20 protein-coding genes are annotated in these 19,994 nt (G+C 71.9%); 7 read left to right on the top strand and 13 right to left on the bottom strand.

Going from position 1 to position 19,994, the window contains the following annotated elements; translation table 11 throughout:
- Window positions 1-59: 59 nt before the first annotated feature.
- The 3 genes from pknB to STRTU_RS26450 all read left to right on the top strand — a co-directional run bounded on the left by pknB (window position 60) and on the right by STRTU_RS26450 (window position 3,565).
- The gene (pknB, locus tag STRTU_RS26460) at window positions 60-2,039 is read left to right on the top strand and encodes a Stk1 family PASTA domain-containing Ser/Thr kinase (protein WP_246241260.1); all 1,980 of its coding nucleotides are present in this window, start codon (window positions 60-62) and stop codon (window positions 2,037-2,039) included.
- 66 nt (window positions 2,040-2,105) lie between these two features.
- A complete protein-coding gene (locus STRTU_RS26455; protein ID WP_159746529.1) occupies window positions 2,106-3,005 on the top strand; it encodes a deoxyribonuclease IV in 900 nt (299 codons plus the stop codon).
- Window positions 3,002-3,565 carry a DUF4396 domain-containing protein gene (locus STRTU_RS26450; RefSeq protein ID WP_159746528.1) on the top strand — a complete coding sequence of 188 codons (564 nt, stop codon included), beginning with the start codon at window positions 3,002-3,004 and terminating at the stop codon, window positions 3,563-3,565. The genes STRTU_RS26455 and STRTU_RS26450 overlap by 4 nt, the downstream gene beginning before the upstream one ends.
- 40 nt (window positions 3,566-3,605) lie before the next feature.
- On the opposite strand, the gene STRTU_RS26445 is transcribed toward STRTU_RS26450, so the two are convergent.
- Window positions 3,606-4,229, bottom strand: coding sequence for a sulfite oxidase-like oxidoreductase (locus STRTU_RS26445; protein ID WP_174878928.1), 624 nt, complete (start codon window positions 4,227-4,229; stop codon window positions 3,606-3,608).
- A gap of 156 nt (window positions 4,230-4,385) precedes the next feature.
- On the opposite strand from STRTU_RS26445, the gene bfr reads away from it, so the two are divergent.
- Window positions 4,386-4,862: a bacterioferritin gene (gene bfr, locus STRTU_RS26440; protein WP_159746526.1), complete on the top strand. Its 477-nt coding sequence runs from the start codon at window positions 4,386-4,388 to the stop codon at window positions 4,860-4,862.
- A gap of 70 nt (window positions 4,863-4,932) precedes the next feature.
- Here bfr and STRTU_RS26435 read toward each other — a convergent pair whose 3' ends face one another.
- Entirely contained in the window at window positions 4,933-5,187 is a 255-nt protein-coding gene (locus STRTU_RS26435; protein WP_159746525.1) for a (2Fe-2S)-binding protein, read from the bottom strand.
- 173 nt (window positions 5,188-5,360) lie between these two features.
- On the bottom strand, window positions 5,361-6,710 hold the full coding sequence (locus tag STRTU_RS26430; RefSeq protein ID WP_159746524.1) for a class II 3-deoxy-7-phosphoheptulonate synthase: 1,350 nt from the start codon (window positions 6,708-6,710) through the stop codon (window positions 5,361-5,363).
- 253 nt (window positions 6,711-6,963) lie between these two features.
- Between STRTU_RS26430 and STRTU_RS26425 the strand changes: the two genes are divergently transcribed.
- Entirely contained in the window at window positions 6,964-8,916 is a 1,953-nt protein-coding gene (locus STRTU_RS26425) for an anthranilate synthase family protein (RefSeq protein ID WP_159746523.1), read from the top strand.
- Here the strand turns inward: STRTU_RS26425 and STRTU_RS26420 are convergent.
- The 5 genes from STRTU_RS26420 to STRTU_RS26400 form a co-directional block, all read right to left on the bottom strand.
- Complete coding sequence (locus tag STRTU_RS26420; protein WP_159746522.1) at window positions 8,882-9,898, bottom strand: 2-hydroxyacid dehydrogenase; 1,017 nt, start codon at window positions 9,896-9,898, stop codon at window positions 8,882-8,884. The two genes, STRTU_RS26425 and STRTU_RS26420, sit on opposite strands and share 35 nt — an antisense overlap.
- A gap of 143 nt (window positions 9,899-10,041) precedes the next feature.
- A complete protein-coding gene (locus tag STRTU_RS26415; RefSeq protein WP_159746521.1) occupies window positions 10,042-11,070 on the bottom strand; it encodes a 6-phosphofructokinase in 1,029 nt (342 codons plus the stop codon).
- Window positions 11,071-11,273: 203 nt separating this feature from the next.
- Window positions 11,274-11,945 carry a response regulator gene (locus tag STRTU_RS26410; RefSeq protein WP_159746520.1) on the bottom strand — a complete coding sequence of 224 codons (672 nt, stop codon included), beginning with the start codon at window positions 11,943-11,945 and terminating at the stop codon, window positions 11,274-11,276.
- 49 nt (window positions 11,946-11,994) lie between these two features.
- Window positions 11,995-13,329, bottom strand: a complete 1,335-nt coding sequence (gene macS, locus STRTU_RS26405) for a MacS family sensor histidine kinase (protein WP_371873658.1) — start codon at window positions 13,327-13,329, stop codon at window positions 11,995-11,997.
- Between the two features lie 55 nt (window positions 13,330-13,384).
- Entirely contained in the window at window positions 13,385-14,116 is a 732-nt protein-coding gene (locus tag STRTU_RS26400; RefSeq protein WP_159746519.1) for a lysophospholipid acyltransferase family protein, read from the bottom strand.
- Between the two features lie 162 nt (window positions 14,117-14,278).
- On the opposite strand from STRTU_RS26400, the gene STRTU_RS26395 reads away from it, so the two are divergent.
- Together STRTU_RS26395 and STRTU_RS26390 are read left to right on the top strand one after the other, a co-directional pair.
- Window positions 14,279-15,076, top strand: coding sequence for an alpha/beta hydrolase (locus tag STRTU_RS26395; protein ID WP_159746518.1), 798 nt, complete (start codon window positions 14,279-14,281; stop codon window positions 15,074-15,076).
- On the top strand, window positions 15,063-15,662 hold the full coding sequence (locus STRTU_RS26390; protein WP_159746517.1) for a hypothetical protein: 600 nt from the start codon (window positions 15,063-15,065) through the stop codon (window positions 15,660-15,662). Before STRTU_RS26395 ends, STRTU_RS26390 begins: the two co-directional genes overlap by 14 nt.
- 1 nt (window position 15,663) lies before the next feature.
- Here STRTU_RS26390 and STRTU_RS26385 read toward each other — a convergent pair whose 3' ends face one another.
- The 5 genes from STRTU_RS26385 to STRTU_RS26365 form a co-directional block, all read right to left on the bottom strand.
- Entirely contained in the window at window positions 15,664-16,440 is a 777-nt protein-coding gene (locus tag STRTU_RS26385) for an endonuclease/exonuclease/phosphatase family protein (RefSeq protein ID WP_371873657.1), read from the bottom strand.
- 122 nt (window positions 16,441-16,562) lie between these two features.
- Window positions 16,563-17,504: an ROK family glucokinase gene (locus STRTU_RS26380; protein ID WP_159746516.1), complete on the bottom strand. Its 942-nt coding sequence runs from the start codon at window positions 17,502-17,504 to the stop codon at window positions 16,563-16,565.
- A 122-nt stretch (window positions 17,505-17,626) separates the two neighbouring features.
- Window positions 17,627-18,103 carry a DUF5304 domain-containing protein gene (locus tag STRTU_RS26375; RefSeq protein ID WP_159746515.1) on the bottom strand — a complete coding sequence of 159 codons (477 nt, stop codon included), beginning with the start codon at window positions 18,101-18,103 and terminating at the stop codon, window positions 17,627-17,629.
- A 106-nt stretch (window positions 18,104-18,209) separates the two neighbouring features.
- Window positions 18,210-19,412, bottom strand: a complete 1,203-nt coding sequence (locus STRTU_RS26370; RefSeq protein WP_159746514.1) for an ArsA family ATPase — start codon at window positions 19,410-19,412, stop codon at window positions 18,210-18,212.
- Window positions 19,413-19,414: 2 nt separating this feature from the next.
- Window positions 19,415-19,894: an SRPBCC family protein gene (locus tag STRTU_RS26365; protein WP_159746513.1), complete on the bottom strand. Its 480-nt coding sequence runs from the start codon at window positions 19,892-19,894 to the stop codon at window positions 19,415-19,417.
- Window positions 19,895-19,994: the final 100 nt, after the last annotated feature.

The raw sequence follows: 19,994 nt of genomic DNA, 5'->3' as shown, positions 1-19,994 counted from the left end.
CCCCACGGCGGGAGGCCGAAATCGTGGGAGGCGGACCATAGGCCATAGACTCGTCTGCCGTGGATACCACCCTTCAGGACCCCCTCGTGGGTCAGCTGCTCGACGGCCGCTACCGCGTCCAGGCGCGCATCGCCGCGGGCGGTATGGCCACGGTCTACCAAGCCATGGACACCCGGCTGGACCGTCTGCTCGCGCTGAAGGTGATGCACCCGACGCTGGCGACGGACGGCGCGTTCGTCGACCGCTTCATCCGTGAGGCGAAGTCGGTCGCGCGGCTGTCGCATCCGAATGTGGTGGGCGTCTTCGACCAGGGCACGGACGGGACGTACGTCTATCTGGCGATGGAGTACGTCGCGGGCTGCACGCTGCGCGATGTGCTGCGCGAGCGGGGCGCCCTGCAGCCGAGGGCCGCGCTGGACGTCCTGGAGCCGATTCTGGCGGCTCTGGGAGCCGCGCACCGGGCCGGTCTGGTGCACCGTGACATGAAGCCGGAGAACGTCCTGATCGGGGACGACGGCCGGGTGAAGGTCGCCGACTTCGGTCTGGTGCGTGCGGTGGACACCCACACCACCGCTTCGACGGGCTCCGTCCTGGGCACCGTCTCCTATCTCGCCCCCGAGCAGATGGAGCACGGCACCGCCGACGCCCGGGTCGATGTCTACGCCTGTGGTGTGGTGCTCTACGAGATGCTCACCGGCGGCAAGCCGCACAACGGCGGCTCCGTGGCGCAGATCCTCTACCAGCACCTGCACGAGGACGTGCTGCCGCCGTCCGGGCTGGTGCCCGGTCTCGCGCCGCAGCTGGACGCGCTGGTCGCGCTGGCCTGTGCCCGTGACCCGCAGCAGCGCCCGCAGGACGCGGTGGCGCTGCTGTCCCGGGCGCAGGAGGCCCGCGCGCAGCTGACCGACGCCCAGCTGGATGTCGTGCCGCCGGAGGCCAGGGCGGTGCCCGCGGGCGGCCTCGGCGGCGGGGTGGGCGACGGTTCGGAGCGTACGGATGTGATACCCCGCCCCGAGGGCGTGCAGCCGCCGCTGCCGGGGACGGGCGAGGCGGAGCTGAACCGCACCAGCCGGCTGGAGGTGCCGCCGTCGGAGGAGACGACCCGGCTGCGTCCGGTGCGGGAGCCCGCGGCGCCCCCTGGCGGGCTGCTCCAGCGGCACAAGCTCGCCACCGTCATCGCGGCGGTGCTGCTGCTCCTCGGGGCCGGTACGGGCGTCTGGTACATCACCTCCGGCCAGTTCACCACCGTCCCGGCGGTGCTGGACATGCCGCAGGGCAAGGCCGAGCGGACGCTGCATGACGAGGGTCTGGACGTGAAGGTGGTGCGCGGCTTCAGCTCGAATGTGGACCGTGGCCATGTCATGAAGACGGACCCGGCCAACGGCAAGCGGATCCGGGGTACGGGCACGGTCACGATCACCGTCTCCCGGGGCCCCGAGATCGTCGCCGTCCCGGACCTGTCGGGCACCCCGCTCGCCGACGCCAAGCGCAAGCTGCGGGACCGCGGGCTGATCCCGGGCACCGAGAAGCGGGAGTTCAACGAAGAGGTCGCCAAGGGCTCGGTGATCGGTACGGACCCGGCCGCGGGCAGCAAGCGGCGGCCCGATACGGCGGTGGGGCTGACCATCAGCCGGGGCACCCCGGTGGATGTGCCGGGGGTGCTCGGCAGCGAGCGCGCGGACGCCGTGGAGACCCTGCGGGGGGCGGGCCTGAAGGTGCGGTTCGCCGACGAGCCGGTCTTCTCGACGCAGGACAAGGGCACGGTCGCCCGGCAGTCGCCGGTGGAGGGCCGTCAGCTGGGCAAGGGCGACACGGTCACGCTGGCGCTGTCCAAGGGCCCGGAGATGGTCCCGGTCCCGGATGTCACGGGCAAGAGCGAAGAGGACGCCAAGAAGCAGCTGACGGATCTGGGCTTCCAGGTGGAGGTGGACAAGCCGCTGCTGTTCCCGGAGGACAAGGTCGACTCGCAGTCCGTGGAGGCCGGCAAGAAGGCGCCGAAGGGCGGCACGATCACCATCAAGCTCAAGGGCGCGCTCTAGCGTTCCCATGCGGCGGGGCCGCCGTCCGGCGGACGGCGGCCGTCGCGCACCTGGCACCCTGGGAGGGTGAGTACCTCCCCCTCCCCCAAGGGCGCCGAGCAGCGCGCCCGTGTCCGTAATCCGGTCGGCGGTCATGTGCCGGTGGCCGGCGGTCTGGCGAAGACCGGTATCCCGTACGCCCGTGAGATGGGCGATGAGGTCGTCCAGGTCTTCGTGGCCAATCCGCGTGGCTGGGCGACGGTCCCCGGCAGCCCGGAGCAGGACGAGGCGTTCCGGGCCGCCTGTGCCGAGCAGGGGATTCCGGCGTATGTCCATGCGCCGTATCTGATCAACTTCGGGTCGCACACCGAGGCGACCGTCGACAAGTCCGTGGCGTCGCTGCGGCACTCCCTGCGCCGTGGCCGGGAGATCGGTGCGCTCGGGGTGGTCGTGCACACCGGCTCGGCGACCGGCGGGCGGCCGCGTGCGGAGGCGTTGGCGCAGGTCAGGGCGCGGATGCGGCCGTTGCTCGATGAGCTGACGGAGCCGGACGACCCCTGGCTGCTGCTGGAGCCGACGGCCGGGCAGGGCGCGTCGCTGTGTGCACGGGCCGAGGACCTCGGTCCGTATTTCGACGCGCTGGACCGGCACCCCAAACTGGGGATCTGCCTGGACACCTGCCATGCGTTCGCCGCCGGGCACGACATGGCGGCGCCCGGCGGGATGAAGGCGCTGTTGGACGAGCTGGTGGAGGTGACCGGCGAGGGCCGGCTGAAGCTGATCCACGCCAATGACTCCAAGGATGTGGCCGGCGCCCACAAGGACAGGCACGAGAACATCGGCGCAGGTCACATCGGTGCGGAGCCGTTCGGCGAGCTGTTTGTCCATCCGGCGACGGCCGGGGTGCCGCTGGTCGTCGAGACGCCGGGCGGCAAGGAGGGCCATGCCGCGGATGTGGCCCGGCTCAAGGAGCTGCGCGGGCCATGAGACGGCCGGGGCCCCGGGCAGCCGCCTCCGACGCACACGGTGCGCCGGGCGGCACCCCGGAGCATGGCGGTCGCCCGGGCCACAGCGGCGGTGCGCCGGCCGCCGCGCGCCCCGCCGCCGGCCGGGCCGGCTGGGCCCCGGCCGCGCGGGCGACCCTGCACTGTCTGACCGGCTGTGCCCTCGGCGAGATCCTCGGCATGGTGATCGGCACGGCGCTGAGCTGGCACAACGTCCCGACGACGGTCCTGGCGATCGTGCTGGCCTTCGTCTTCGGCTATGCGCTGACGGTGCGCGGCGTCCTGGCGGCGGGCGTCGGCTTCGGGGCGGCGCTGCGGGTCGCGCTGGCCGCCGACACGCTCTCCATCGCGGTCATGGAGCTGATCGACAACGGTGTGATCGTGCTCTGGCCGAGCGCCATGGACGCCCAGCTCTCGGACGCGCTGTTCTGGGGCGTGCTGGCCGCGTCCCTGGTGCTGGCCTTCGTGGTGACCACGCCGGTCAACAAGTGGATGATCGGCCGCGGCAAGGGGCATGCGGTGGCGCACCGGTACCACCACTGATCACGGGGCCCACGGGAACCCGGCCGCTGGGGAGTACGGGTCAGAGCTCGGGGCCGTCGCCGGGCTCTTCCTGGTACGAGTAGCGCTGCTCCCGCCACGGGTCGCCCAGGTTGTGGTAGCCGCGCTCCTCCCAGAAGCCGCGGCGGTCGGCCCGCATGTATTCGATACCGCGGACCCACTTGGGCCCTTTCCAGGCGTACAGATGCGGCACGATCAGACGGGCCGGGAATCCGTGCTCCGCGGTGAGGAGTTCACCGGAGCGATGGGTGGCGAAGAGGCACTTCTCCGCGGCGAAATCCTCGATCCGCAGATTCGAGCTGAAGCCGTACTCGGCCCACACCATGACATGAGTGGCATCCGGTGCCGGCGGCGCCAGCTCCAGGATCGTGCGGGTGCGCACCCCACCCCATTCGGCTCCCAGCATGCTGAATTTCGTCACGCAGTGCATATCCGCGACGACCGTGCTGTACGGCAGCGCCGTGAATTCCTCGTGCGACCAGCAGTGTTTCGCACCGTCGGCGGTGGCGCCGAAAGCCCGGAACTCCCAGCGTTCGGCGCGGAACTTCGGCACCGGCCCGTAATGCGTCACCGGCCAGCCCCGCTGGAGCCGCTGCCCCGGAGGCAGCTCAACAGGCTCCTCTTCGCGGCTTTCCGGCTGACCCATGCCCTCCATGTTGTCAGACCGGAAGGGGTGCCGATGACCAGGTACAGCGGTATTCGGGCAACTCGTACTAAGCATGCACTTACTGGACGCCTCACTCCGGGCGGTGCGAGGATGCGCGGCATCTGCCCAGTTCCCGCGCGGAAGGAGCCCGCAGCCATGCAGGGCGACCCTGAGGTCATCGAATTCCTCAACGAGCAGTTGACCGCCGAGCTGACCGCGATCAACCAGTACTTCCTGCACGCCAAGATGCAGGAGAACTTCGGCTGGACGAAGCTCGCGAAGTACACCCGCTCCGAGTCCTTCGACGAGATGAAGCACGCGGAGATCCTTACCGACCGGATTCTCTTCCTCGACGGTCTGCCGAATTACCAGCGGCTGTTCCATGTGCGGGTCGGCCAGACCGTCACCGAGATGTTCCAGGCCGACCGGCAGATCGAGGTCGAGGCCATCGACCGGCTCAAGCGCGGTATCGAGGTCATGCGCAACAAGGGCGACATCACCTCGGCGAATATCTTCGAAGACATCCTCGCGGACGAGGAGCATCACATCGACTATCTCGACACCCAGCTGGAACTGATCGAGAAACTCGGGGAAGCGCTCTATATCGCGCAGGTCATCGAGCAGCCGAGCTGAGCGAGCGGCCGGATGACCGCCCTCCGCGACGGCCCGGCCGGCACGGGGAGATCACCCGCGCCCCTGCGGGCTACGCGGCCCCCGAAAGCGCCGCGGGCGCCACTGCGTCCGCCTCCGCGCCCAGCGGCTCGGGCGCGCCGCTGTCGATGAGCTCCCGCCGGGGGCAGTCCCCCCGGCCGAGCAGGGACTGGATGCGGCGTACACAGCCGCCGCAGTCGGTGCCCGCCTTGCAGGCGGAGGCGATCTGGCGGGGCGTGCAGGCGCCCGTGTCCGCGTGCTCGCGGACCTGCTGCTCGGTGATCCCGAAGCAAGAGCAGACGTACACGCGGTTTCACCTCCGGTGGGATGCCCCACCGATCCGGGTGATCTCCAGTGAGGTAACCCTAACCTTACCTGGCCCGGCGGGGGCTTCACAACGCAGTGGGGCGCGGATCACAGGATCCGCGCCCCACTCGCCGTGTGTCCCTGACCGTCAGTGCAGGTCAGCGGCGGCTTGCCTCACTGGTCGCGGTACATCTCCGCCACCAGGAACGCCAGGTCGAGCGACTGGCTGCGGTTGAGCCGCGGGTCGCAGGCGGTCTCGTAGCGCTGGTGGAGGTCGTCGACGAAGATCTCGTCGCCGCCGCCCACGCACTCGGTGACGTCGTCGCCGGTGAGCTCGACGTGGATACCGCCGGGGTGCGTGCCGAGGCGCTTGTGGACCTCGAAGAAGCCCTTGACCTCGTCCAGCACATCGTCGAAGCGCCGGGTCTTGTGACCGGAGGCGGCCTCGAAGGTGTTGCCGTGCATCGGGTCACAGATCCAGGCGACCTTCGCACCGGAGGCGGTGACCTTCTCGACCAGCTCGGGGAGCTTGTCGCGGACCTTGTCCGCTCCCATGCGGCTGATGAAGGTCAGCCGGCCGGGCTCCCGCTCCGGGTCGAGCCGCTCGACGAGCGTCAGCGCGTCCTCCGCGGTGGTCGTCGGGCCGAGCTTGACGCCGATGGGGTTGCGGATGCGCGAGGCGAACTCGATGTGCGCACCGTCCAGCTGACGGGTGCGCTCGCCGATCCAGACCATGTGGCCGGAGACGTCGTAGAGGTTGCCGGTGCGCGAGTCGACCCGGGTCAGCGAGGACTCGTAGTCGAGGACCAGCGCCTCGTGGGAGGCGTAGAACTCGACGGTGCGGAACTCCTCCGGGTTGACCCCGCAGGCGTTCATGAAGTTCATCGCACGGTCGATCTCGCGGGCCAGGGCCTCGTAGCGCTGCCCGGCGGGCGAGGACTTCACGAAGTCCTGGTTCCAGGCGTGCACCTGCCGCAGGTCGGCGTAGCCGCCGGTGGTGAAGGCGCGGACGAGGTTCAGGGTCGCCGCGGAGGCGTGGTACATGCGCTTGAGCCGCTGCGGGTCCGGGATCCGGGCCGCCTCGGTGAACTCGAAGCCGTTGACGGAGTCGCCGCGGTAGGTCGGCAGGGTCACCCCGTCGCGGGTCTCGGTGGGCTTGGAGCGCGGCTTGCTGTACTGGCCGGCGATCCGGCCGACCTTGACCACCGGGACGGACCCGGCGTAGGTCAGGACGGCGCCCATCTGGAGAAGCGTCTTGAGCTTGTTACGGATGTGCTCGGCGGATACGGCGTCGAAGGCCTCCGCGCAGTCGCCGCCCTGAAGCAGGAACGCCTCACCACGGGCGACCGCTCCCAGGCGCTCGCGCAGCTGGTCGCACTCGCCCGCGAAGACGAGCGGCGGATAGGACTGGAGCTCCGCGATCACATCGCGCAGAGCCTCTTGGTCCGGCCAGTCGGGCTGCTGCGCCGCGGGCAGGTCTCGCCAGGTGTGGCCACCGGCGTGGGTTTCAGCGTTCACGGTCACAAGTCCCACATTACGGGGTCCCGGGGAGCTGTCCGTTCCGGCATCCGGACTTTGAGACGCGGGGCACCCGGACGGTCCGGTAGGGTGCCCACCATGTGTACGCGACCTGCTGTGAACAGGAACTGGTGGTGGACCGCTCATCCGGCGGCCCACTGATTCGCGCGCACATCCCACACTCCGCGAAGGCCGCCCGAGGGGCGGCCTTCGCGCTTTTCCGGCGGCCGTTCCTCCTCTCCTGGAAGGAACCCCCGCCATGCACCGCGAGCCCCCCGCCCGCACCGCCGCCGCACTCGTCCAGCGGCTGCTCGACCCCGCCTGCCCGCCGTTCGCCCTGCTGCACCGCCGTACCCCGGGGCGGGACGCCGCCTCCCCCGTCATCGAGGTGCTGACCGGCGAGGTGACGGAGGTCGAGCGGCTGGCCGACATCCCGCTGGGCGAGGGGGCGCCGGACGCGCCGGTGACCGATGCGCTCGCGCTGATCCCGTTCCGGCAGATCCGCGAGCGCGGCTTCCGGGCGCATGACGACGGCACCCCGCTGGCCGTGCTGCGCCCTGATGAGACCGCCGAGCTGCCGCTGGACGCGATGCTGGCGGCGCTGCCCGGCCATGACGTGCGGGTGGCGGACGGGGCGTTCGACGTGGACGACGACGCCTACGCCGGGATCGTCGGGCGGGTGGTGCGCGACGAGATCGGCACCGGCGAGGGCGCGAACTTCGTCATCCGCCGGACCTTCGAGGGCGAGATCGCGGACTTCTCGGCGGCCGACGCGCTGGCGCTGTTCCGGCGGCTGCTGGCGGGTGAGCGCGGCGCGTACTGGACGTATGTGGTGCACCGCCCCGGGGTGCACACGCTGGTCGGGGCCAGCCCGGAGGTGCATGTCCGGATGTCCGGCGGGACGGTCGTGATGAATCCGATCAGCGGCACCTACCGCTACCCGCAGGGCGGGCCCACCGCCGAAAGCCTGCTGGCGTTTCTCGACGACCGCAAGGAGGCCGAGGAGCTGTCCATGGTGGTGGACGAGGAGCTGAAGATGATGTGCACCGTCGGGGACAAGGGCGGGGTGGTGGTCGGGCCCCGGCTCAAGGAGATGGCGCATCTCGCGCACACCGAGTACGAGCTGCGCGGCCGGTCCACCCTCGATGTGCGCGAGGTGCTGAAGGAGACGATGTTCGCGGCGACGGTCACCGGGTCGCCGGTGCAGAACGCCTGCCGGGTGATCGAGCGGCACGAACCGGTGGACGCCGACGGCCGGGGGCGCGGCTACTACGCGGGGGCGATGGCACTGATCGGGCGGGATGCCGGCGGCACACAGACGCTGGATTCGCCGATCCTCATCCGTACCGCCGATATCTCCGCCGGGGGGCGGCTGCGGGTGCCGGTCGGCGCCACCCTCGTCCGTGCCTCCGACCCGTACAGCGAGGTCGCCGAGACCCATGCCAAGGCCGCGGGGGTGCTGAGCGCGCTCGGTGTCCGGCCGGCGCCCGCGCGCCCGGCGGCCGGGGGGCGGCCGCCGCGGCTGGCCGACGACCCGCGGGTGCGGGCCGCGCTGGACGCCCGCCGGGCCGGTCTGGCGCCCTTCTGGCTGCGGATGCAGACCACCGCGCCGATCGCCGAGCTGAGCGGAGACGCCCTGGTCATCGACGGGGAGGACACCTTCACCGCGATGCTGGCGCATCTGCTGCGCACCTCGGGGCTGACCGTCACCGTGCGCCGCTTCGACGAGCCGGGGCTGCGCGAGGCGGCCCGTGCGCACCGCGGCCCGATCGTGCTGGGGCCGGGGCCGGGCGATCCGTCGGACGCCGCCGACCCCAAGATGCGCTTTCTGCGGTCGCTGACCGCCGAGCTGGTCGCCGGGCACCGCGACGGCCTGCTGGGGGTGTGCCTGGGCCATGAACTCCTCGCCGCGGAGCTGGGGTTGGAGATCGTCCGCAAGGAGGTGCCCTTCCAGGGCGCACAGGAGCGGATCGAGTTCTTCGGACGCGAGGAGACAGTGGGCTTCTACAACACCTTCACGGCCCGCTGCGATGACACCACCGCAGCCGAACTGGCCATGCACCGCGTGGAGTTGAGCCGGGACGCGGCCACCGGCGAGGTGCATGCGCTGCGCGGTCCGGGCTTTGCGGGGGTGCAGTTCCACCCGGAGTCGGTGCTGACCCTGGACGGGGCCGCGGTCACCGCCCAGCTGCTGGCAGCTGTCCTCGTGTGACCAGCATGTTCTCGTTGGTGCGGTGAGCCAGATAGTCCTCGACGTTGGTCACGGTGGCCTCGATGATCTGGCCCACCGCGTCCTCGGTGAAGTACGCCTGGTGCGAGGAGACCAGGACGTTCCCGAATGTCATCAGGCGGGCGAGGGTGTCGTCGCTGATGATGTCCAGGGACTTGTCGAAGAAGAAGAACGCGGCCTCCTCCTCGTAGACGTCCAGGCCGACGCCGGTGAGCCGGCCGGCCTTGAGTGTGTCGACGAGGGCCGCGGTGTCGACCAGCCCGCCGCGGCTGGTGTTGACCAGGATCGCGTCGTCCTTCATCGCGGCCAGCGCGGCGGCGTCGACGAGATGCCGGGTGTCGTCGGTGAGCGGGAGGTGCAGGCTGACCAGATCCGCCTCGGCGAACAGCCGCTCCCGGTCGACGTAGCGCATACCGAGCCCGGCGCAGTGCGGATTCTCGGCGAGGTCGCAGCCCAGCAGCTGCATGCCGAAGCCATGGGCGATCCGGGCGAAGGCGGTGCCGATCCGGCCGGTGCCGAGCACGCCCGCCGTACGCCCGCGCAGATCGCGGCCCATCAAACCGTCCAGCCGGAAGTCGAAGTTCCGGGTGCGGTTGGTGGCCCGGACGATCCGCCGGTTGACGGCCAGCGCCAGGGTCCAGGCGAATTCGGCGACCGCGTGCGGGGAGTAGTGGGCGACCCGGCCGATGCTCATCCCGAGGTCGGCGGCGGCCTGCAGATCGATGTTGTTGAAGCCGGTGGAGCGCTGGGCGATCATCTTCGTCCCGCCGGCCGCGAGGGTCTGCAGGACCTCCGCGCCCAGGTCGGCGTTGACGCTGGAGCTGACGATCTCGTATCCGCGCGCGATGGGGGCGGTGTCGCGGTTGAGGAAGACATCCAGGCTGCGGACCTGGTGGCGGCCGGCGAAGGCGCTCTCCAGGAACGGCTGCTCATCCGTCTGCACACCGAAGGCGACGATCTCCACGAGCTCTCCCGGGTCCTTCCGCCGGTTGGAAATCTCCCGCCGGTGAGCGAGAGGCCGGATATGTCGCGTATGGCGAATATACGGCCCCTCGCCCGGCGGTGCCGCCCGGGACGCGGGGCGGCGGGAGCGGTGAGCGGCCGGGCTCAGCCGAAGAACACCCCGGCCTCGGCGTAGAGCGCCGGATCGACGGTCTTCAGCTTCGCGGTGGCCTCCGCGATCGGCACCCGGACGATGGCCGTGCCGCGCAGCGCGACCATCTTCCCGAAGTCGCCGTCGCGCACCGCGTCGATGGCGTGCAGCCCGAAGCGGGTGGCCAGCCAGCGGTCGAAGGCGCTGGGGGTACCGCCGCGCTGGGTGTGCCCGAGGACCGTGGTGCGCGCCTCCTTGCCCGTACGCGACTCGATCTCCTTGGCCAGCCACTCCCCCACGCCGGACAGCCGGACATGCCCGAAGGAGTCGGTGGAGTCGTCCTTGAGGACCATCTGGCCGTCCTTGGGCATGGCGCCCTCGGCGACGACCACGATCGGGGCGTAGCGGACCGTGAAGCGGGATTCGATCCAGCGGCAGACCTGCTCGATGTCGAAGCGCTGCTCCGGGATGAGGATGACGTTCGCCCCGCCGGCGAGCCCGGAGTGCAGGGCGATCCAGCCGGCGTGCCGGCCCATCACCTCGACGACCAGGACCCGCATATGGGATTCGGCGGTGGTGTGCAGCCGGTCGATGGCCTCGGTGGCGACGCCGACGGCGGTGTCGAAACCGAAGGTGTAGTCCGTGGCCGACAGGTCGTTGTCGATGGTCTTGGGGACGCCGACGCAGGGGACGGCGTGTTCGCCGGAGAGCCGGGCGGCGACGCCGAGGGTGTCCTCGCCGCCGATCGCGATCAGCGCCTCGATCTCGTGCTTGGCGAGCGTCTCCTTGATCCGGCGGACGCCGTCCTTCTCCTTGAAGGGGTTGGTCCGCGAGGAGCCGAGGATGGTGCCGCCGCGCGGCAGGATGCCGCGCACCGCCGGGATGTCCAGCGGCACCGCGTCGCCTTCCATCGGCCCGCGCCAGCCGTCCCGGAAGCCGACGAACTCATATCCGTACTCCTGGGCGCCCTTGCGGACGAGGCCCCTGATCACCGCGTTCAGACCCGGGCAGTCGCCGCCGCCGGTCAGTACTCCGACCCGCATCGCTGCTTCACCTACATCCCGTCCGTGGCCGCGCAGGCACGGCCGTTCTCGATCCGACCCCGGTCACGCTAATGGTGATCTGGGTCACTTCGGGATGGGGCAAACGGTGATGTCGGTGATTTATCCGGGAGTTGGGGCGAGGCGTTCACCCGTACGAGCGGACCGCACCGGGGCGCGGCCGGTGCGGCCGGTGAACGCGCCGGTCAGCCCTCGTCGAGACCGCGCTCGATGGCGTACCGCACCAGCTCCACACGGTTGTGCAACTGGAGCTTGCCGAGAGTGTTCTGGACGTGGTTCTGGACCGTGCGGTGCGAGATGACCAGCCGTTCGGCGATCTGCTTGTACGAGAGTCCCTTGGCGACCAGCCGCAGCACCTCGGTCTCCCGGTCCGTCAGCTGCGGCGCGCCCGGCTCGTCCGGCGCCGCCGGGGCCGGTTCCGTCGCCAGCCTGCGGTACTCGCCGAGCACCAGACCGGCCAGGCCCGGGGTGAAGACCGCGTCTCCGGCGGCCGTGCGCCGCACCGCGTCCAGCAGCTCCGCCGTGCTGGCCGACTTCAGCAGATAGCCGGTCGCCCCGGACTTGACCGCTTCCAGGACATCGGCGTGCTCACCGCTCGCGGACAGCACCAGCACCCGCAGCGCCGGATTGGCGCCGACCAGTTCCTTGCACACCTGGACGCCGGGCAGCCCCGGCAGATTGAGGTCCAGGACCAGCACATCGGGCGAGGCGGCCTGCGCCCTGCGGACCGCCTGGAGGCCGTCACCGGCCGTCGCCACCACGTCGAACCCGGCCTCCGCCAGATCCCGCGCGACCGCGTCCCGCCACATCGGGTGGTCGTCGACCACCATGACCTTCAGGTCCGTCTGCTCACTCATGCCGGTGCCCCGTCCCGCGCGGCCCCGCCCCGCCTCGTGCTGTGCTCGCTCACGCTCTCGCCTTCCCCCGTCTTCCGCCCTCGGGCGCCGTGCCCTTGGGGACCGTCAGCTCCACTTCCGTGCCCTGGCCGGGGACCGAGACCCACTCCGCGGTGCCGCCCAGATCCCGCAGCCGGCCGCGGATCGACAGGGCCACCCCCATCCGGCCCTCGCGCTCGGCGTCCGCCAGCCGGCCCTCGGGAATGCCGGGGCCGTCGTCGCGGACCGTCACGATCACCGCCTGCGGTTCGTCCTCCACCAGGATCCACGCACGGGCCGCCGCCCCCGCATGGACCCGCACATTGTCCAACGCGGCACTGACAGCGGCCGCGAGCTCGGCCGCCGCGGCAGCAGGCAGCGTGACCGGGGCACCGGGCTCGGAGAACGTCACCCCGGCGCCCGCGAACGGCGCGAGCAACGCCCGTACGTCGCACGGCCCGTCGCCGTCCGGTTCCGGTGCCGGTGCGGACAGGGCGGAGGCCACCACCTCGTCCGGCTCGGGCTCGCCGGCCGGATGCGGCACCACGGCGGCCGCGCCGTCCGGCCGCTGCCCGCGCGGCGGCGACACCAGCCCCCCGGCGACCAGGGCCCGCAGCGCGACCTCCTGCTCCCCGGCCATCCGGCCCAGTTCGCCCGCCTCGCCGCCGATCGCGGCGCCGCGCCGCTGCACCATCGCCAGCACCTGGAGCACACTGTCGTGGATGTCGCGGGCCAGCCGCTCCCGCTCCCGGGTGGCGGCCTCTATCTGGAGCGCGCGGGCCAGGGTGCGCTCACTGGCGCGGGCCACCTCGACGACATAGCCGATGGCCACGCTGGCCACCCACACCAGCACCACGTTGTGGACGGTGTCGCGGGCCAGCTCCTGGCGCTCGACGAGATTGGCCACCGCCACCGCGCTGGAGGCCACCGCGGCCCAGCGCCAGCCGCCCTTGATCGCGAAGCCCAGCACGGCGCCCGCCGTCCAGATGGAGGGCAGCGTCGGCGCACCGTCCATGATCCGGGCGTGCGTGTCGACCAGCGGTGTGAGCAGGATGCCGCCGACCGCGAAGCCGAGGTCGCCGAGCAGGAAGTGCCGGGTACAGCGCTCGGCGGAGGTCGTCCGGCGCCAGGTCAGCGCCATCCAGAGGGTGAGCGCGCCCATGTAGGCGGCGGCGGCCGGCGGATGCTCGTACTTGCGGTACGAGAGCGCGACCAGGCCGAGGGTGTAGACGAGGGTCAGGATCCGGTAGCCGGTGAGCGCGCGCCACAGCGGCAGCTCGACGGACATCCGCAGCGCCTTCGGCGGCCTGCTCCTGCCCTTGGCGGCCTGACCGCCGCGCACGGTCGGTATCTCCTCTTCCGTCATTGCCGGCCTTCCCCCCTCGCCGGGCGCCCCCGCGTCCGGCCTCGGCCCTGCCCGCCTATTCGGCGGCTGCCTTCCTGGCCTGCTCCGCCTCGGCCTGCTGCTTCGCCTCGGCCTTCGCCGCCTCGGCGATCTGCCGCTTGGCCGCGGTCGCGTAGATGTCGACGTACTCCTGGCCGGACAGCTTCATGATCTCGTACATGACCTCGTCGGTGACCGACCGCAGGATGAAGCGGTCGCCCTCCATGCCCTGATAGCGGGTGAAGTCCAGCGGCTTGCCGATACGGATGCCCGGCCGGATCATCTTCGGCACGATCTTGCCCGGCGGCTGCACCTTCTCGGTGTCGATCATCGCCACGGGGATGACCGGCGCCCCGGTGGCCAGCGCCACCCGCGCCAGTCCGCCCGGCTTGCCGCGGTAGAGCCGGCCGTCCGGGGAGCGGGTGCCCTCCGGGTAGATGCCGAACAGCTCGCCGCGCTCCAGCACCTCGATGCCGCTCTTGATGGCCGCCTCGCCCGCGCCCCGGCCGCCCGAGCGGTCGACCGGCAGCTGGCCCACGCCCTTGAAGAACGCGGCGGTCAGCTTGCCCTTCACGCCCGGCGAGGTGAAGTACTCGGACTTGGCGATGAAGGTGACCTTGCGGTCGAGCACCGCGGGCAGGAAGAAGGAGTCCGAGAAGGACAGATGGTTGCTCGCGAGGATCGCCGGACCCTCGGCGGGAATGTTCTCGATGCCTTCCACCCAGGGCCTGAAGGCAAGCTTCAGCGACCCGCCGAGGGAAAACTTCATTGCGCCGTAGATCAACCGACTGCCTCCTGTGTGTGACGCAAAGACCTTAACCTGCCCCGGTGCCGCACTCGCGCCGTGGCCGCCGTCGGACCTATCCGCTTGCCGTCACTTTGCGTACGCTGGGGTAACTCGCCAGGTCCCCTCATCGATCGGAGTCCCCCGGTGCCGCTCCTTCCCGGAGCCGAGCCGTTCCGCCGTGACGGCGGAGAGGTCGGCGTCCTCGTGTGCCACGGCTTCACCGGCTCCCCCCAGTCGGTTCGCCCCTGGGCCGAATTCCTGGCCGACCAGGGGCTCACGGTCAGCCTGCCGCTGCTGCCCGGTCACGGCACCCGCTGGCAGGACATGCAGATCACCGCCTGGCAGGACTGGTACGCCGAGGTCGACCGCGAACTGCGCGCGCTGACCGAGCGCTGCGGCAAGGTCTTCGTCTGCGGACTGTCGATGGGCGGTGCGCTGGCGCTGCGGCTGGCCGCCAAGCACGGCGACGCGATCAGCGGGGTGGCGGTGGTCAACCCGGGCAACAAGGTCCATGACGCGGCGGCGCCGCTGCTTCCGGTGCTGCGGTATCTCGTCCGGACCACCAAGGGCGTGGTCAGCGATATCGCCAAGCCCGGTGCCGAGGAGGTCGGCTACGACCGGGTGCCGCTGCACGCCGCGCATTCGCTGCGCCGGTTCTTCCAGCAGGTGGACTCCGAACTCCCGGGCGTCACCCAGCCGTTGCTGGTGATGACCAGCCCGCAGGACCATGTCGTACCGGCGGCGGACTCCGAACGGATCCTGGCCCGGGTCTCCTCCACGGACCTGCGGCAGACGCTGCTGGAGAACAGCTACCACGTCGCGACGCTGGACCACGACGCGGAGCGGATCTTCCGGGACACCTTCGCCTTCATCTCCCGGCTCGCGCCGGAGGCGGCGGCGGACCCGGCGCAGGAGGGGACGGCGGCCCGTGGCGGAGCGTAGCCCCCGCGACCCCCGGGACCCGCTGGACGAAGAGGCCGCCTGGGCCGAGATCGTGGCGGGCTACGGCGAGTCTCCGTCGTTCCCCGTGGACGACGGTGACGGGGACGGAGACGGCGCGGCCGGGAAGGACGGCACGGCCGGGAAGCCGGCGAAGCCCGAGGCGGCCGCCCCGTCCGAAACCGAAACGGCGGAGAAGGACGGCACGGGAGCGGGCGACGGCCCAGGCGACGCCGCCCGTCCGGGCAGCTTCGTGGTCTTCGCGCCGGGTGTCGGTGCCGGCCCCCGCAGCTGGAGTCCGGCCGAAGCGTCCGACGACGACCTCGACGAGACCGACGAGGGCCACTTCACCCCGCCCGAGCCGCCCCCGCTGCCGCAGGCCGATGTCACCACCAAGTTCGCCTGGCTCGCGGTGATCGGCGGCCCGCTGCTGCTGGTCACCATGGTGCTTCTCCAGCAGCCCGTGACGTGGTGGATCACGGTCCTGGGCATCGGCGGCTTCCTCGGCGGCTTCGCCACCCTGGTGGCCCGGATGAAGGACGACGACGAGGACGACAACGACCTGCCGGGCAGCGGCGCGGTGGTGTGAGTCAGCTCGTGGCCGGCACCCGCAGGGCGGCCAGCACCGGCAGATGATCCGTCGCGGCCCGGAGGTCGGCCTCCCGCACCCCCGCCAGCCCGTGCGGCACTCCGCAGCCCAGCACCTCCACCCCCGCCGTGGTGAAGATCGCGTCGATCCGCTGATGCGGGTCGTGCGGGGTGGAGGTGAACTCCCCGCCCCACGGCTTGGCCGCCCAGGCATCCGTGAGCGCGCCCGCCAGCCGCCGGAAGGTGCGGCCGTCCGGACGGTCGTTGAGATCGCCCCCGGCGACGGCGTACGGCACGTCCAGCGCGGCCAGCCGCTCCAGCAGCAGCCCGGCCTGCTGGTGGCGCTCCCGGTCGGCGAGGCTGAGATGGCAGCTGAGCACCCCGAGCCGGGCCCCGCCGATCCGGACCACGGCGAGGGCGAGACCGCGCTGGTGCAGTCCGGGGGTGCGGGGCAGCAGCACCTCCTCCGTACGCTCCACATGGGCGCGCAGGGTGGACAGGATCATCGGGCCCGCGGTCGTCCCGCCGCCGGTGACGTACACCAGCCCGGCCGAGCGGGCCAGCTTCTCGGCGGCCTTGCGCCAGCGGAAGAACCGCGGCGCCTCCTGGATCAGTACGAGATCGGGCGCGCAGGCGCGGATCACCCGGGCCAGCGCCGCCCGGTCGTCGCGCAGCGAGCGGATGTTGTAGCTGAGCACCCGGATCACGGCCGCACCGCCGTGTCCTGTTTCCCCGGGGGCGGGGCCGGGCTCGGTGGCGGAGGCGGGGAGCGAGATCACGGCGGCAGGTCCTCTCACCGGGAGGGTCACGCGGCCAAGATAGAACACCGTCCGCCGCACCCCCACAGGGCGCGACGGACGGTGCCGTACGAAGGAGCGGGCGCGGAACGGCCCGGGGGGCGTCAGCCCTGGCGTGCCAGGTCGGCCGCGCCGACCAGACCGGCCTTGCCGCCGAGCTGGGCGGCGAGCACCTGGGCGTGCGGCCGCCACTGGTTGCCGACCAGCCAGCGGCGGAAGGACTTGCGGATCGGTCCCAGGACCAGTTCGCCCTCGTCGGAGACGCCGCCGCCGACGATGAAGGCGGACGGGTCGAAGAGCGAGGCGAGGTCGGCGAGCCCGGCACCGGCCCAGCGGGCCAGCTCGCGGAACGAGTCGATGGCGACCGGGTCGCCCTGGCGGGCCGCCTCGCTCACATGCCGGCCCTGGATGCCCTCGGAGGTGCCGTCGCCGAGCGCCAGCAGGATCTGGGCGTTCTCGGGGGTGGCGAAGGCGCGCTGGCGGGCGTAGCGCAGCAGGGCGCGGCCGGAGGCGTACTGCTCCCAGCAGCCCTGGTTGCCGCAGCCGCACAGCAGACCGTCGGGGACGACCCGGATGTGCCCGAATTCGGCGGCGACGCCGAAGCGGCCGCGGCGGAGCTTGTTGCCGATGATGATGCCGCCGCCGAGGCCGGTGCCGAGGGTGATGCAGATGACGTCGCTGTGGCCCTGGCCGGCGCCGAACTTGTACTCGCCCCAGGCCGCGGCGTTGGCGTCGTTCTCGACCACCACGGGGAGGCCGACGCGCTGTTCGACCTTGTCCTTGAGCGGCTCATGGCGCCAGTCGATGTTCGGGGCGAACAGGACCGTGGCCCGCTTCTCGTCGACATAACCGGCGGCGCCGATGCCGACGGCCTCGATCTGATGGCCCGCCCCCACGGTGCGCACCGCCTCCGCGATGGCCTCGGTCAGCGCATCGGTGGCATGCGGGGTCGGCACCTTGCATGTCTCAAGGATCGAGCCCTCTTCGTCGACCACGCCGGCCGCGATCTTCGTGCCGCCGATGTCGACGCCGATGGTGAGTCCCATGTGTCCCTCAGTTTTTCGCTCGAACCCCGCCGGGACCCACCGTACCGGAGGCGGGGGTGCCGCCCCTGTTCTTCAGGAGGCGGGGGCGGGGACACCCCCCGTACACCTGAGACCCTGCTGCGTCAGTCGAGGTCGATCCGTTCGGTGCCGGTGGGGCCGTCGTCGTCGCGCGGATCGGACTCGCGGCGGGCGCCGGGGCGGTCGTCGAGATCGTCGCGGGTCCAGCGGCGCTCGCTGCCCTCGACGGCGGAGCGGTAGGCGGCGAGCAGCTCGGAGCCGGCCGCGGCGAGGTGGTCGAAGATGTCCGGGTTGCGCTCGATGACCGGCTCGACGGCCGCCTTCGCCTGCTTGAACAGCTGGTTGACGGCGCCCTGTGCGGCGATCCCGCCGAGCGCGCCGGGCAGCTGGATACCGGCGAGCTTGTCGGTCACCGCCTCCGCGAGCTTGCGCAGCTCCTCGGCGGCGCTGCCCGGCTGCGGGCCGTGGGCGGCGCGGTGCCGGGCCTTCTCGGCCGCGAGGTCCTCGCCGCAGGCGGTCGCCCAGGCGTCGGCATCGGGCTCGGCCCCGCGGTCGGCGGGGCGCTCGGTGGCATCACTCATGGGGAACTCCGTGACTCCTGCGGCGAGGCGGTACGGCGAAGCTGTGCGGGACGGGCCCGTCGAGGGCCGGCCCACCCTCGACGTTACCCGAATGGTGGTAGCGCGTTCAGTCGCTCTTGGGCCACAGGTCCGGATCCGGTGTGCAGCGGATCTCCAGGGCGCCGTCGCGCAGTCCGGCGCCGGAGACGGTGCAGCGGCGCAGCGCGGAGGGGAGCGTACGGATCCGCCGGAAGCGGCCGACGCTGACCACGATCTCGTCGCCGCGGCGCACCAGGCCGAGGCCCCGGCGTTCGGCACCGGGCAGCGGCACCCGCCAGACCAGGATGCCGTCGGTGGCCAGCCGGTCCTCGACGGTCCAGGGGTCGGTGTGCGGCCCGTCGGCGGGCCGGTCCGGGTCGATTCCGCCGGCCGCCCGGCCGATCAACTCGTCGAGTTCGTCGACGCCCTGGGGGTCGTGGCCCAGGTGCGGCACCTCGTGGACGGGGACGTCGGGGAATTCCTCGCGCAGCGCCTTGAGGGCGGTCTGCTGGCTGCCGGAGAGCCCGGCGAGGAACGGGTCGGCGGAGCCGGTGGGCAGCAGCCGGTTGACGACCACGCCGTCGGTGCGCCGGCCGTGCAGCGCGAGCCCGGCGCGGACGCTGCGCAGGGTGGCGGCGGCGACCGGTCCGGCGTCGGTGACCAGGCGTACGGAGGTGCCGGGGTCGTCGATCGTCCGCTGGACGGCGGCGAGTTCGGTCTCCCAGCGCTCGGCGGCGTCGTACAGCTTCTGGGCGGGCATCGGGACACCGGCCAGCTGGGCGAGCACCGGCCGCAGCGCACGGGCCGCCTGCCGCTCGGGCGGCAGCAGCCGGCGCAGATAGCGGCGCACCTGGGCGGGCAGGGCGAGCAGCCGGACGGTCTCGGCGGCCGGGGGCATGTCGACGACGACCAGGTCCCAGTCGTCCGAGGCGTGTGCGGTACGCAGGGCGTGCAGCAGCGCGAAGTCCTCGGAGCCGGGGAGTTCGGTGAGTTCGTCCTCGTCGAGGGGGGCGGCGCCGAGCAGATCGAGGGCGGCGCCGGCGCGCTCCTGGAAGGCGAGGAACTCCTGGCGGAAGCGGTCGCCGGAGTCGATACGGCGGGCGTGCAGCCCGGGTGCTATCGGGGTGGGGGCGTCGGCGCCGAGGGGCGTGCCCAGCACCGTTTCCGGTGCGCTGCTCCCGGTGGTGAGCAGCAGGGCCCGCTCGCCCCTGCGGGCGCCGGCCAGGGCGGTCGCGGCGGCGAGCGTGGTGCGGCCCGCGCCGCCGGCGCCCGTGACGAGGACGATGCGCACGCTCAGAGCTTCTTGGCCTCGTCGGCGGGCGTCTCCGGGCCGTCGTGGCCGCTCTCGACGCGCTTCTTCAGCCCGGCCAGTGCGCGGTCGATGATGACCTTCTCGGCCTTGCGCTTGATCATCCCGAGCATCGGGATCTTGACGTCGACGGTGAGCTGATAGGTCACCTCGGTGCGCCCGCCGCCGAGCGCGGCGAGGCGGTAGGAGCCGTCGAGGGCGCGCAGCATCTGGGACTTGACCAGGGACCAGCTGACCTCGTTCTCGCCGGTCCAGGTGTAGGCGAGGGTGTGGTCGTCCTTGATCGCTCCGGCGTCCAGCAGCAGACGCACCTGCTCGGCGCGGCCGTGGTCGTCCTTGGCGAGCACCTCTGCTTCCTTGACCTCTCCGGTCCATTCCGGGTAGCGGTCAAAGTCGGCGATCACTCCCATCACTTCGGCGGGTGCCGCCTCGATCGTGATGCTAGAGCTGGTGTGTTCGGCCATCGCCGTGACTCCTCCATGCCGATTCGTGCCGGTCCGCCGACCCTTCCCCGCACTCTCGGCTCCTCCCCGCTCTCGGTTTCGCTGGAGCGGGGGACCTTCA

Source organism: Streptomyces tubercidicus (genome assembly GCF_027497495.1).
Lineage (GTDB): Bacteria > Actinomycetota > Actinomycetes > Streptomycetales > Streptomycetaceae > Streptomyces > Streptomyces tubercidicus.
This window is presented reverse-complemented; position numbering and strand designations above follow the sequence as displayed.

Coding starts and splice junctions, on each gene's coding strand:
- STRTU_RS26400 (WP_159746519.1), bottom strand. CDS start 14,116: ATGAAGTTTTCCCTCGGCGGGTCGCTGAAGCTTGCCTTCAGGCCCTGG.
- STRTU_RS26450 (WP_159746528.1), top strand. CDS start 3,002: ATGAGACGGCCGGGGCCCCGGGCAGCCGCCTCCGACGCACACGGTGCG.
- STRTU_RS26425 (WP_159746523.1), top strand. CDS start 6,964: ATGCACCGCGAGCCCCCCGCCCGCACCGCCGCCGCACTCGTCCAGCGG.
- STRTU_RS26375 (WP_159746515.1), bottom strand. CDS start 18,103: ATGAGTGATGCCACCGAGCGCCCCGCCGACCGCGGGGCCGAGCCCGAT.
- macS (WP_371873658.1), bottom strand. CDS start 13,329: ATGACGGAAGAGGAGATACCGACCGTGCGCGGCGGTCAGGCCGCCAAG.
- STRTU_RS26445 (WP_174878928.1), bottom strand. CDS start 4,229: ATGGGTCAGCCGGAAAGCCGCGAAGAGGAGCCTGTTGAGCTGCCTCCG.
- STRTU_RS26380 (WP_159746516.1), bottom strand. CDS start 17,504: ATGGGACTCACCATCGGCGTCGACATCGGCGGCACGAAGATCGCGGCC.
- bfr (WP_159746526.1), top strand. CDS start 4,386: ATGCAGGGCGACCCTGAGGTCATCGAATTCCTCAACGAGCAGTTGACC.
- STRTU_RS26365 (WP_159746513.1), bottom strand. CDS start 19,894: ATGGCCGAACACACCAGCTCTAGCATCACGATCGAGGCGGCACCCGCC.
- STRTU_RS26410 (WP_159746520.1), bottom strand. CDS start 11,945: ATGAGTGAGCAGACGGACCTGAAGGTCATGGTGGTCGACGACCACCCG.
- STRTU_RS26415 (WP_159746521.1), bottom strand. CDS start 11,070: ATGCGGGTCGGAGTACTGACCGGCGGCGGCGACTGCCCGGGTCTGAAC.